General features: G+C 72.4%; 14 protein-coding genes. 8 read left to right on the top strand and 6 right to left on the bottom strand.

All coding sequences use genetic code 11. The annotated features are described in order from the left end of the window. Positions 1 to 48 precede the first annotated feature (48 nt). Positions 49 to 489, top strand: coding sequence for a hypothetical protein (locus WME79_RS00730; protein ID WP_437530963.1), 441 nt, complete (start codon positions 49 to 51; stop codon positions 487 to 489). 79 nt (positions 490 to 568) lie between these two features. Here the strand turns inward: WME79_RS00730 and WME79_RS00725 are convergent, their stop codons facing one another. The 4 genes from WME79_RS00725 to WME79_RS00710 are packed head-to-tail and all read right to left on the bottom strand — an operon-like array spanning position 569 to position 3,535. Then, entirely contained in the window at positions 569 to 952 is a 384-nt protein-coding gene (locus WME79_RS00725) for a hypothetical protein (protein WP_437530961.1), read from the bottom strand. Then, the gene (locus tag WME79_RS00720) at positions 949 to 1,851 is read right to left on the bottom strand and encodes a DUF692 domain-containing protein (protein ID WP_437530959.1); all 903 of its coding nucleotides are present in this window, start codon (positions 1,849 to 1,851) and stop codon (positions 949 to 951) included. The genes WME79_RS00725 and WME79_RS00720 overlap by 4 nt, the downstream gene beginning before the upstream one ends. Next, complete coding sequence (locus WME79_RS00715) at positions 1,848 to 2,624, bottom strand: hypothetical protein (protein ID WP_437530958.1); 777 nt, start codon at positions 2,622 to 2,624, stop codon at positions 1,848 to 1,850. The genes WME79_RS00720 and WME79_RS00715 overlap by 4 nt, the downstream gene beginning before the upstream one ends. Positions 2,625 to 2,626: 2 nt before the next feature. Next, positions 2,627 to 3,535, bottom strand: coding sequence for a hypothetical protein (locus WME79_RS00710; protein WP_437530956.1), 909 nt, complete (start codon positions 3,533 to 3,535; stop codon positions 2,627 to 2,629). Positions 3,536 to 3,680: 145 nt separating this feature from the next. On the opposite strand from WME79_RS00710, the gene WME79_RS00705 reads away from it, so the two are divergent. The 5 genes from WME79_RS00705 to WME79_RS00685 all read left to right on the top strand — a co-directional run bounded on the left by WME79_RS00705 (position 3,681) and on the right by WME79_RS00685 (position 8,142). Further along, entirely contained in the window at positions 3,681 to 3,935 is a 255-nt protein-coding gene (locus tag WME79_RS00705; RefSeq protein WP_437530954.1) for a YdeI/OmpD-associated family protein, read from the top strand. Next, the gene (locus tag WME79_RS00700) at positions 3,932 to 4,555 is read left to right on the top strand and encodes a hypothetical protein (RefSeq protein ID WP_437530953.1); all 624 of its coding nucleotides are present in this window, start codon (positions 3,932 to 3,934) and stop codon (positions 4,553 to 4,555) included. Before WME79_RS00705 ends, WME79_RS00700 begins: the two co-directional genes overlap by 4 nt. Before the next feature lie 40 nt (positions 4,556 to 4,595). Further along, positions 4,596 to 5,018, top strand: a complete 423-nt coding sequence (locus tag WME79_RS00695) for a hypothetical protein (protein WP_437530951.1) — start codon at positions 4,596 to 4,598, stop codon at positions 5,016 to 5,018. Between the two features lie 88 nt (positions 5,019 to 5,106). Then, positions 5,107 to 6,225 (top strand): hypothetical protein, encoded by a 1,119-nt coding sequence (locus WME79_RS00690; protein WP_437530949.1) that lies wholly within the window; start codon positions 5,107 to 5,109, stop codon positions 6,223 to 6,225. A gap of 48 nt (positions 6,226 to 6,273) precedes the next feature. Further along, on the top strand, positions 6,274 to 8,142 hold the full coding sequence (locus tag WME79_RS00685; protein ID WP_437530947.1) for a hypothetical protein: 1,869 nt from the start codon (positions 6,274 to 6,276) through the stop codon (positions 8,140 to 8,142). A 153-nt stretch (positions 8,143 to 8,295) separates the two neighbouring features. Here the strand turns inward: WME79_RS00685 and WME79_RS00680 are convergent, their stop codons facing one another. Further along, positions 8,296 to 8,694, bottom strand: coding sequence for a hypothetical protein (locus WME79_RS00680; RefSeq protein WP_437530945.1), 399 nt, complete (start codon positions 8,692 to 8,694; stop codon positions 8,296 to 8,298). A 156-nt stretch (positions 8,695 to 8,850) separates the two neighbouring features. After that, positions 8,851 to 9,867: a zinc-binding alcohol dehydrogenase family protein gene (locus WME79_RS00675; RefSeq protein ID WP_437530943.1), complete on the bottom strand. Its 1,017-nt coding sequence runs from the start codon at positions 9,865 to 9,867 to the stop codon at positions 8,851 to 8,853. A gap of 179 nt (positions 9,868 to 10,046) precedes the next feature. On the opposite strand from WME79_RS00675, the gene WME79_RS00670 reads away from it, so the two are divergent. Beyond that, complete coding sequence (locus WME79_RS00670) at positions 10,047 to 11,339, top strand: hypothetical protein (RefSeq protein ID WP_437530941.1); 1,293 nt, start codon at positions 10,047 to 10,049, stop codon at positions 11,337 to 11,339. 198 nt (positions 11,340 to 11,537) lie between these two features. Continuing rightward, a complete protein-coding gene (locus tag WME79_RS00665; RefSeq protein ID WP_437530940.1) occupies positions 11,538 to 11,858 on the top strand; it encodes a hypothetical protein in 321 nt (106 codons plus the stop codon). The last annotated feature ends 410 nt before the right edge of the window (positions 11,859 to 12,268 follow it).

The following is a 12,268-nucleotide window of genomic DNA, read 5'->3' as shown; positions in this document are numbered from 1 at the left end:
GGCAGCGAGAGCCCCGGCGGGAGCGGCGGCGCGGATGGCTGCGGGTGCGTGGCGGACACGATCCGCTGGGGAACGCTCGGAGGATTCGGACCTACCCAGGAGACCAGCACGCTTTCGCCGTGCCGTGCCTTCTCGTTCGAGCGGCGCAGCATCGGGAGTGAGACGTCGCTGCCGGTGTGCTCGCAGGAGCTTGGAAGCTGCGGGGAGGCGGTGAGCGCCGGCGACGTCGCGGATGCGCTCGACCACCCCGATGTTGTCGCGGCGCTCACGGCGGCGCCCGTGCTGTATGGGGTCGACACGCGAGAGGTGGACGGGATCTTGTTCCGGATCCAGGTCGACGGCGCGGTCGTCGATGTCGGGGACGAGTGCGGGGAATGGCCGGCCTGCGTCCCGATTCCGGCCGGGGTGGCCGCGCTGGTCGACATGCTCCAGACGCTCACGCAGGAGCAGCTCGCGCGCCAGACGTGCGGGGCAGTCATGGCGCAGTGAGCGCCGCTCAGGCTTCACGCACGTCAGATGAGCCACCGAAGGCGGAAAGCAGGAAGACGATCCGACCACGGCCTGGCGGTCATCGAGGCTGTGGGTCGCGCGCAGCGGAGGATTGCGCCTCGATCCACCCGCGGAACAGGCGGGCCTCGCCCGGCGGGAAGAAGGCGGTGGGCGGCACCTCGGCGTGGTAGCGCCGGAACACGGCGCTGAACTCCGCAGGATCGCGGTCGAACCACGCCTCGGCCTCGGGCGAGCCGCGCAGGAGCCGCTCGAAGCGCAGCCGCGCCACGAGCAGCGCCGACATCCTCACGCCGTCCTCGTCCACACCGAGCAGCGCCCGCCGGAGCGCGGGCGGCAGCGCCGGATCCTCGGCCGCGGCGCGCAGCGCGGCCACGGGATCCTCGGCGGTCATCGCGCGGGCCACGAGCGCTTCGTAACGCGCGTGCGCCTGCGCCCCGCTCACCCGCGCCTCCCGCGCCGGCCGAGCGCGCGCCGCGCGCGGCGGAGCTCCTCCCGCACGGCGGCCGCGTCGTCGGCGCCGTGCACCGTGCCCTCCATGCGCTCCAGGGTCACCCCGCGCAGGTTCGGGCAGCGCGGCGCGACCTCGTCCAGGAGGCGCCACACCGGCTCCGGCACGGCGTCGTCGTGGCCGTCGAGCCGCAACACCCGGCCGGAAGGCAGCCAGCCCGGATCGCTCGGGCCGCCGCCGGAGAGGTGGATCTCGATCACCCGGGCGAGATCGAGCCGCGCCACGTACTCCGCCGGATCGAAGCCGAAGTTCTCCGCCATGGTGTGGACGTTGTGCAGGTCGAGCAGCAGGTGCGTCCGCGGCGCCCTCAGGATGCGCTCGAGGAAGCGCGGCTCGTCCAGCGGGTCGCCGAGCACGAAGTAGCTCACGCTGTTCTCGACGCCGACGTCCTCCACGACGGCCTGCATCGCCCGGAGCGCGCGGCGGGCGACCGCGGCGCTGTGCGCGCTCATGGGCATCGGGAGCGGCAGCCCGGCCGAAAGCCCGGCGGGCGCGCTGATCCCGAGGTGATCGGTGTACCAGCGGAAGCGGAAGATCGCGTTGTCTCGCCGGAGGGCCGCGAGCCAGCGGGCGCGCCGGCCCGCGTCGGCGGCCGAGGCGCCGCCGAGCGACCAGCCGACGCCGTGGGCGACGAACGGCCGGTCCGACAGGCGCGCGAGCTCGGCGAAGCGGCGGTGAAAGCCGTTCTCCTGGAGATCGGCCTCGGCGGCGTCCGGCACGCGCCAGAGCGTCTCGGGCGCCACCTCGTAGTAGTCGGCGTCGCGCAGGATCACCTCGGCCAGCAGGTCGAGGAACGCCGCGTCGGGCTGGAGCGTGAGGCCGACCGGGATCAACGCGTGGAGGCCCCGCGCCCGTCGACCGCGAAGAAGTACAGGAAGCGCCGTGACTTGGAGGGCACGTGCCCCATGCCGCAGGCCATGAGCCCGCTGTCCCTGGCCCCCTCGACGTCGATCCCGCAGCCGCTGGCGATCGCCCAGTGCGCGCCCGCCGGCGGCGCCTTCACGAGCCGCGCGCGCACGCTCGCGGCGCTGGCCTCCACGTTGCGCCCGTCGGCGCCAAGGCCCTTCCGGAGCAGCGCGCCTAGCGCGCCGATCCGCTGCGCAGCGATCTTGTCGTCGTGCTTCAGCTGCTCCTCCCAGCCCCCGGCCGCCATGCGGCGCATTCCGTCGTAGCTCGGGAGCGCGACGTCGAGCTGCGTCGCGGCGACGGGCACCTTGTCGGTCCTGACCACCACCAGGAGCGGCTCCCCGTTGCCGGCGCCGGGCACGAGCTTCTTCAGATCGGCCATGGTCGCGCAGACGACCTCGACGCCCGCGAGCGGTGCGAGATCCCCGTCCGAACCGAAGTTGAGCAGCTCGCCGAACGCGTGGCCGCGCTCCCATTTGGCGCTGTCATCGACAGGAATGACGAAGACGAGCAGCGCCCTGTTCGCCTGCCGGGCGCGGCGGAACGCGGCCGAGACCTGGACGAGCGACCCCGGGGCGGCCGCCGGCTTGCCCGTCTCGTCGCACGCGGCGCCGTCGCCGAACGCGTCGCGGATGAACGCGGGCCACGCGGTGGCCGCGAGCCCTGCTGCAGTCGCTCCCAGCAAATGCCTGCGCTTCATGGTCACTCCTCACCGCCGTTCCCGAGCAGCTCGCTTTCCGTCTCGCCGCGCCCCGAGGGCTCGGGCGCGAGCGGCGCGAAGGCCACCCCGCCCGGCTGCAACAGCCTATCCTGCTGCCGGCCCAGCACCATCGGCGCCGCCCCCGCAGATCGCAGCATCACGCGATCGCCCGCGGCCGAGTACTCGCCGGTCGCGACCACCTCGCCGGTGCAGCGGTCCTCGAGCGTGAAGCCCCCGGACGCGTCCAGGAGGAGCGTCCGCAGCCCCGCGGCGTAGAGGCCGACCAGCTCCGCCTCCGCGCTGCCAGGCTCCAGCGCGCCGCCTCTGGCGGCCGCGGGCACCGCGGCGAGCGCGTCCAGGGCGTCCTGCGCCGCCGAAGGCGCGAACGCGGCGGGATCGCCGGGATCGCGCTGCGCGTCGGGCAGGGCCTCGATCACGCCCTCGGGCGGCTCGAGGAAAGAGCCACGCTCCAGCAGGTCCGGCGCTGTGAGCGTCCACATGCCGTCGCGGCGCGGGGAGATCTCGCCGCCGACGAGCGCCGCGAGCGCCGCCGCGGCCGCTTTGCTCGAGTGCAGCGTCAGGCGGTCGTCCCGCGCCTCCTCCCCCAGCGCGAGCCATCGGATCTCGCCCTCGGGGCCGCGCACGTGCGCGAGCATGCCCCCGCGCAGAGGAATCCGCTCCGCGCCCTCCGGGCCGCGCAGCACGGCTGTCTCTTCCACGTCGAGGGCGACCGGCAGGATCGGCGCGCCCTGCCAGCCGTCGCTGGCCACGGTCCAGCGAGCGCGCGCCGCGGGATCGAGCAGCACGTACGCGGTCGCGTCGGGAGCGTCGATCGGCTGGGCACACCCGGCGGAGAGCAGCGCCGGGCAAAGAAGGGAGAACGCAAGGAAGAGACCACGACGTCTGGGCATCGGGCGGAACCTCCGGGGAGCTGAGACGCTCCACCGCGGCAAAAGTTTCATCCACCACCACGGGCGCACCCTGCCCGTGGGGCGCCCGGGGCGCCCCGAGCCTTCGCTTCACCTCCACGCCGCGCGCCGGTATAACGAGGAAGCGATGAGCGCCGACGCGTCGGGCCTGAGAAGGCCAAGGCACCCGATCCCCGATTTCGTCGAGAACGCGCTGAACGAGCGTGGCTTGATGGATGCCTACAAGGCCCGCCCCGCGTACCAGCAGAACGATTATATCGGATGGATCGACAAGGCGAAGCGGCAGGAGACCAGGGAAAAGCGGCTCCACCAGATGCTGGATGAGCTCGAAGCGGGCGGGGTTTACATGAACATGGAGCATCCGGCATCGGCGAAGACGTGAGGTATTCCGAGGAAAGGACGAACGGCGAGTCCATGCTGGCCTATGTCTTCTGGCACTGGAGACGACCTGAGACCGCAGCGGAGGAGTACGAGCGCCGGCAGCGAGCCTTCCATGCGGCGCTCGCCGCGGCGCCCGCGTCGGGCTTTCTCCGGTCGTTCAGCGTCGGGCTCTCCGGGGCGCCGTGGGCGGCCGGCGGCGGCGACGTCTACGAGGACTGGTACCTGGTGAACGACTTCGGTGCGCTCGGCGCGCTGAACGAGGCCGCGGTCTCCGCCAGCCGCACGGCGCCGCACGACGCGGCGGCCGCGGTGGCCAGCGGCGGGGCTGGCGGGCTGTATCGCCTGCGGGGCGGAGCAGCCCTGAGCGCGCCCGGCTACGCCCACTGGTTCGGCAAACCGGACGGCGTGTCCTACGGTGAGCTCTTCGCTCGGCTCGCGCCGGCGCTGGACCAGGGGAGCGCCGGCCTGTGGATGCGCCAGATGGTGCTCGGGCCTGGCCGGGAGTTCTGCTTGCACGCGGCGACCCCGGTATCCCTGCCCGCGGCGCTCGATGTGCTCGTCCTCCCGCTCCGGCCAGCCTGGCCGGCGCTCGACGAAGGGGGCATGGCTCCGGCTCGCTGAGGCGCGCGCCTCGCGGCCCCTCTCGCCAGACACGATGCGGATGGAGATCGATCTCGCGTTCGTCCCCGGCTTCTCCGCGTCGCTTGCCGGCTGGGAGGCCACGCTGACCGCGGGCGGCCATGGCGCGGTGAGGTGCCACTGGATCGGGCCTTCGGGCTCCGAGGAGCGAACCGGGACACGCCACGATCTCTTGTTGACCCCGGAAGCCTTCGAGAGGCTCAGTCGCGCGCTCCGCGAGCTCCCCGAGGAGCTCCACCGGTGGGCGCTCGACGACGCTCCTGTCCGGCACATCCGGTGCCGCACCGGAGATGGGGTCATCGAACGTCGCCGGTCGGTATCGGGGAGGACCGCGACGCCGCTCGAGGCGGAGTTCGATCGCATCTGGCTCGAGCTCTTCTCCCTCGTGCGGCCGACCCTGGTCGACCTCGGAATGCCCGAGTCGCTCGTCGCGCTGGCCCGCTGACACGACAGCGCCCGACAGCGGCGATCAGCACGAGCGCTCCGAGGCAGGCTCGCCGACGTGCTCCCGCGTTCCGTGTACACTACGCGCCATGAACCGCTTCCTCCTGATGAGCGTGCTTGTTTTGTCCGCGTGTAGCCCCGAAGATCGAGACTTCGATCCTGAGAGCTCCGATGCCACGAGCTCGGGGACCTCCGGCGGGGGCGGAGGCGACGCCGTGGCCGTGGCCGCGACGGGGGCCGGGGGCGACGCGCCCGGCTGCCAGGATGGCCTGTCCTTCTGCGGCGGCGCCTGCGTCGACAAGACGTCCGATCCGGATCACTGCGGCGCTTGCGGCCATTATTGCCTGGGAGCGCCGTGCGAGGCGTCGCGCTGCCAGCCCCTCGTCCTGGCGTCGGGCGGCGTCGAGCCGACGGACATCGCGGTCGACGACACCACGGCGTACTGGGTCGATCCCGTCGCTCGACAGGTGATGACAGTGCCTATCCGCGGCGGCAATGCGGCGTTCCTCTTCGAGGGAGACCCGCCCTTCGCCCCCCAGAGCATCGCGCTCGACCCCTCCGGCCAGATCTATTTCACCGACTCCGGCCTCGAGATCATCATGCAGGCGTCGTTCGAGGGCGATTCCACGATCCTCGCGGACGGGCAGACCTACGCCATGGGCATCGCGGTCGACGCCGCGAACGTCTACTGGACGAGCGCCGACCAGGGCACGGTCATGAAGGTGCCTATCGCGGGCGGCGCCCCCGTCGCGCTCGCGGAGGGGCAAGACTCCCCGCTCGGCGTCGCGGTCGACGCGACCCACGTCTACTGGGTGAACGAAGGAGGCACGGTGATGAAGGTGCCTGTCGCGGGCGGCGCCCCCGTCGCGCTCGCGGAGGGGCAGCTCAAGCCGAAGGACATCGCCGTGGACGCCGCCGCGGTCTACTGGACGAACGACGGCGGAGGCACCGTGATGAAGGTGTCGCTCGAGGGCGGCAGCCCCGTCGCGCTCGCGGAGGGGCAGCGCAACCCGCAGAAGCTCGCGATCGACGCCGAGAACGTGTACTGGACGAACGACGACGGCAGCGTGAAGAGGGTGCCCATCGGAGGCGGCGATCCCGAGACGCTCGCGACAGGGCAAGATCATCCGCTGGGCATCACCGTGGACGCGACAAGCGTCTACTGGACGAACAGCGCCGCAGGCACGGTGATGAAGCTCCCGAAGTGACACCCCACTTGCCAGGGGCCCGGTTCGAGCGCGACGATCGGCGCATCCATGAAGCGCGCCGCCCTCCTCCCGATCGCCCTCGTCACCGCGTGCGCCGGCGCTCCAGCTCCCCAGCGAGCTCCCGTCGCGCCGCTGCCCGCGGCGCCGCGCCCCGCCATCACCGCGCCCTCGGTCGCGGCGGCGCAGCCCGCGACCGAGCCGGCGGAGCTCGCCTTCGTGCTGAGGATCGCCGATCCGAAGCGGACCTGGGACAACGCCACGCAGCTCCTGCCGAGCAGCGCGCTCGTGTTCACCATGGGCTCCACGGACCCCACGAAGGTGCTCGAGCAAGCGGTGGGCCCGGACCTCGCCGGGATCGTCGATCTGGACAGGCCGCTCGACGTCGCCTTCCTGGGCACCACGGGCGATCACGCCGTGGCCTCGCTGTCGGTCGCGGAGCGGGACGTGCCGCGGCTGGCCGATCGCTTCGTGCTCAAGGAGCTCAAGGAGCACCCGGGCCTGTTGCGCGTGGAGCGCGCGCGTAACGCCGAGCCCGACGAGGAGGCGCCGCCCTGGGCCTGCGCGTTCGATCCCGGCGAGCGGCGGGACGGCGCGCGCCTGCTCTGCGGCACGGACGTGGAGGACATCGAGACCGCCGCGGCCTACCTCGTCCAGGTCGTGGCCCGCGAGCCGCTCGACGCAGACGCGCGGATCGAGCTCTCGGAGCGGACCCTCCGCCAGGCCGTGGAGGAGGCGAGCGACACGGACGACGCGGACGAGGACGACGGCAGCGCGGGGGCGCTGGGCGAGGAGCTCGCCGCGGGGTTCCTGCGCGAGATCGAGAGGTTGAACGTCGACCTCACGTGGGGCCGCGCGGACGTCGAGGTCGGCCTCACGCTGCGCTTCGCGAGCCGGCGGTCGCCCCTCACGCTGGCCCTCGCGCCGGCCACGGCGCAGGACGCCGCGCCGCCGCCGGCGTTCTTCCGCCTCCCGGCCGACACCGCGGTCGCCTTCCACACGCAGGGCGCGTCGCGCGCCGAGCTCACCCCGCTGCGGGAGGCCGCCTTCAAGGCGCTGCGCGACGACATGATCGACGACGGCTACGACGAGACGCGGCTCGATCAGGTCCTCGATCGCCTGGAGACCCTGGCGCTCACGGGCGGTTCCCTCGTCTTCGGCGCGGGCGCGAACGGCGCGGCGGCGGAGAAGGCGCTCGCGGCCTACCAGCGCGACAAGGGCGCGCCGCGCGCGCGAAAGGCGGCGCGCCTCGCGCTCCAGGGGTGGATGCTGGCCTCGGTCGAGGAGCCGGCGCAGACCTGGATCTCCGGCATAAAGGAGCTCCTCCAGCGCGGCGATGAGCTCGACAAGTTCAAGCGGAGCGCGCCGAAGGACGGGGCTCGCAAGGACGACGAGGACAAGCAGCACACGACGCACGCGGTCGTCCGCGCGCCCGCCTCGCTGCCCGCTGGGACGCTCCACGTCGAGTTCCGCTCGAAGCCGCTCACGAAGGACGCCCCACCCGCGCACACGACCCACCTCTACGTCGTCCCCGCCGGCCCGCGGACGTGGTTCGGGATCAGCGAGGACGACGCCGCCCTGGTGGATCGGCTGCGCGTCGCGGTGGCGCCGGGGCGCGACGAGGGCACGCTCGGCGCGGCGCCAGACGTGGACGTGCTGCGGCGGCGCGGGACGCTGGCCGGCGGGCTCTTCTCGCTGGCTGGCTTGGCGCTGCTCGTGGCGAACGGCGACACGCCGGAGGCGCTGGACAAGGCCGCCAAGGATCTCGCCGCGCTCGCGGCGCTGCCGGCGCGGGGCGGGGTCGCGATCCCGCTCGCCGTCACCTCCGAGGTGCTCGGATCCGGCGCGGCCCGCGTCGACGTCCGCGTACGGCTGACACACGCCGGGCTCCAGGACGTGATCGCGCTCCTCGCCCGCTGACGTCGGCCCACCGCGAGCGAGGCCCGGACCGCGCTCGAGGCAGCGTCCTATCGAGACGTTGATCGTGGGGCGGCCAGGGCTGTGCACGCGCACCGTGATCTGGCAGCCGGCCACCGCGTCGTTGACAGGACGCTGCGGAGCTGGCCGCCGCGCTCACGCCCGCTTCGGCGGGATCGGGTACATCGCGGCCAGATCGTCGTTCCGCCGGAACCCGAGCGCCTCCCGGTGCACGCGCAGCTCCCAGACCGCGCGCGCCGCCACCTCTCGCTGCTTGTTGAAGTCCACGATCATCGCCGCCCGCTCCGTCGAGCCCGCGCCCTTCCGGAGGGCGAGCTCGTCGAGCGCTTTGCCTTGCAGCTCGAGCTCGAGCAGCGCGACGTTGACCTTGTCCTCGGACCGCCCGAGCGCCGACGCCATCTCCCTGAGGATCTCACCGGCGAGGTCCGTCGGGCCCGCGGCGGGCAGGCGCTGCCGGAGGCGGTCGAGATACGGGCTCTTGTGCCCCTGGTCCTTGAGCTGCTCGACGAGCTTCTTCCACGCCGGCTCGGTCATGCCACCGCAGCGTAGCAGCGCCGCGGGAACGCACCGCCTGCGCCGCGGATGCGGCAGGCGCGCCCGCGGGCGTCGCGAGCGCCCGGCCGAGCCGCCTGCGCCGGGCCCTCGGCTTCACGAGCGGCCCGGCGACGAGCGGACCCGCGCGCCTCGCGGTCAGCCCCACCCCTCCAGCACCAGCTTGCCCACCGCCCGCCCTGACTCGATGCGGGCGTGCGCGGCGCGCAGGCTCACCGCGCTGATCCGGCCGAAGTGCTCGCGGCGCGTCGTGCGGACCCGCCCCTCGTCGACCCACGCCGCCACGCGCGTGAGGATCGCCCGCTGCGCGGCCATGTCCGCGGTCTCGTAGAGGGACCGCGTGAACATCAGCTCCCACGCGAAGGTCGCGCTCTTCGACATGAGCTTCCCGAGATCGAGCGGCGCCTTCGCCTCGACGATCCCCACGATGCGCCCGCGCGGCGCCACGACGTCCGCCATCGTGTCCCACCACGCCTCGGTGCTCTGCGTGTTGAAGATGAGCTCCACGTGCTGTATCCCCGCGGCCTCGAGCTGCGGCCGGAGCGGCGCGTGGTGGTCGACGACGATGTCCGCGCCGAGGGAGCGCGCCCACGCCCGGCTCTCCTCGCGCGAGGCGGTGGCGACGACCCGCAGCCCTGCGGCCTTGGCGAGCTGCACCACCATCGAGCCCACGCCGCCGGCGCCGCCGAGGACGAGCACGGTGCTCCCCGCGTCGCGCCCCTCGGGGTCGACGCCGAGGCGCTCGAAGAGCCCCTCCCACGCGGTCAGCGAGGTGAGCGGCAGCGCCGCCGCGTCGGCGAACCCGAGCGACCGCGGCATCGGCGCGGCGAGGCGCTCGTCGACGAGGTGCACCTCCGCGTTGCTGCCCGGCCGCGCGATGCTGCCGGCATAGTAGACCTGGTCTCCCGGACGAAACACGGCGACGTCCGCGCCGACCGACTCGACGATGCCTGCGGCGTCCCAGCCGAGGATGCGAGGCGGGTTCTCGACCCGGGGCTTCGGCGCGCGGACCTTCACGTCGACCGGGTTCACGGCCACCGCGCACACCCGCACGCGCAGATCGCGCGGCCTCGGCGCCGGCTCCGGCAGCTGGAGATCGAGCAGGCTCTCGGGGTGCTCGATGGGAAGGTAGCGGTGGACTCCTACGGCGTGCATGGCGTTACTCCTCTGCGGGACCGGCAAGAGGCCCCGTCACGCGCCGCAAGGTGACCCTCGCCGGCGCGACGGACAATCCACGCGCGGCGACGAAGATCTGTGAATGCGGTTCACAGATCGACCCGGTCGTATCCTTGCCACTGCCTATCTCCGCAGGTTGGGCCTGTTACTTCTACGGTATGCGAAGAGGCTTACTCCTGTTTCTCTTGTTCATGAGCGCTGGCCTCGCGTGCCAGCCGGCGCCCCCCGGGTCGGACACAGGCGTCGAGGAGCCGCTCCCTGACGACGGCGAGGAGCCGCTCCCTGACGATGGCAGCGGCCCCAACCCGCTCTGCCCCGGCCCCATCGAGCCGGAGACCAGCGAGGTCGCGGCGCTCTCGCTCCCGGCGCGCACGATATCGACGCCGACCATCGCTTACTACGTGAGCGACCAGCGCTCGACGCGGACGCGCATGGTCGTGGAGGGCCAGGCCGCGCTGGCGCTCGGGCCGGACGCTCCGAGCTCCGTGACGATGGCGCTGGATTCGGTCATCGACGCGCGCTGCTGCTGCAATCCGATCCCGGGCGCGATCACCATTGACCAGATAGGCGCCATCCAGGGTGCGATCGCCGTCGAGCAAACGGGGCCCACGACGTTCTCCGTCCGCGTGAGCGAGGAGGGGACATCGACCTTCGAGGTCTCGGGCGTGATCGCGGTGCCGGAGGGCGGCCTCGACGCGTGCTCCGCGTACGACGACACCCGCGAGCTCCCCGTCACGCTGTTGATGACCGTCCAGGCGGCGCGCCTGAGCTGGCAGATCGAGACCCCGGCGGAGTGCGGCGCGAGCGCCGTCATCCAGTCGAACCGGCCTCTCCCGATCACCACGGCGGCGTTCGACGCGGCGGGCCAGCGCTTCTATCCACAGAACATCGAGCACCCGGCGGTCGACGTGGTGGGGACCGGCGTGGGGCTCCGGGTGCGCGAGGGGGGCGCGCCAGCCGATATCGTCGCGACCGGGGACGGCAGCGTCGTGATCACCGCGGCCGACAGCGGCGCATCGCGCGAGGTCTCGGTGATCCCTGCCGCCCGCATCGACGCCATGGACGTGGCGTTCGCGCTCCCGGGCGTCGCGGGGGGCGTCAGGGCCCTCGTGGATGGCGAGACCCTCGATGGGTTCCACCGCAGGGGGAACCGGGTGGTCGCCGTGATCTCCGGGCTCGCGTCCGGCGGTGTTCCGCTATGCAGCGAGGCGAGGACCGAGGATTTCGAGGTGACGTCCTCCACGCCGGAGGCTTGCGCCGTCGATGGCCGGCTCTGCGAGAGCATCGAGATCCCCCGCGGGGATCTGCTGACCCGCTCCGCGGAGGTCATCGCCGACGGGACGTGCGCGGTGCGCGTCGATGCGCCGGCGTTCGCCGGCGGGGCCGGCCTGGGCGCGGAGATCTCCGTGACCCTGAAGAGCACCGAATCGATGATCGATCTCACGCCCTAGGTTTACCGGCCGCTCGTGATGCTCGAGCTGCAGGCCATGGGGCTGCCGCAACATCAACTTCGTCACGCCCGAGCTCGAGGTGTCCGCTGACACCTACGTGAACAAGGTGGCCCTGCCTTCTTCCTTGCGTGTGAAAGCCGCCCAACGTACTTCTTGGTGCGAGAGCCGTCTCCGCTCGAACAGCTCGAGGAGATCACCATGCCGTGGTATGTCTATTTCGCGTACTTCTTCGGTGGGGCGTTCCTCGCCAATGCGCTCCCCCACTTGATCGCCGGCGTGTCCGGCCAACCGTTGCAAACCCCGTTTGCATCACCGCCATTCAGGGGGTTGTCGCCGCCGCCGGTGAACGTTGCCTGGGCGCTGGCCAACCTCGCCGTCGCGTACCTCTTGCTTGTGCGCGTCGAAGCCCTCGACCTCCGGAGCTGGTCTGACGTTGGTGTCTGTTTTGTCGGGTTCGGCGCCATGGCCCTCCAGTGCGCTCGTTCTCTCGCTCGCCTTCGCAAGCAGGCCGTCCCCTGACCTGCCCCTCCGCGGGGCGACGAAAGCACGCGCCGCGAACGCCATGAGGCCACGGCGAGAAGATTGAATTTTTGCGACGGGCACCACGCACGCCGCCGGCCGCCGGAGATACGGCTCGTCCCCACAGGAGCTCGGCAAACCGCATGGGACCGTGCGGCAGATCCGCGTCGTCACGACGCGAGCCTCGACCGCGTGCTCCAGGCGCGCTCGCGCTCCGATGGGTCGAGGGCGCCGTGCGGCGCAGACCGATGCCGACGTCTTCAGTAAGCTGAATTGTTTGCCCTCGCAGTACTGCGACGGCACCGCGACGCCCTGCTCCGAGCTCGCTCTCGAGGACTGCCGCGACGTGCCGGGCTGCCGCGTCGAGCGGTGATCGGCGGGGCATCTTTCCGCTCGGCGAACGCCCCCGG

Origin of the sequence: Sorangium sp. So ce726 (assembly GCF_051521405.1) — a bacterium.
Lineage (GTDB): Bacteria > Myxococcota_A > Polyangia > Polyangiales > Polyangiaceae > Sorangium.
Note: the sequence above shows the minus strand (reverse complement) of the source record. Positions and strands in the feature narration are given on the sequence as shown.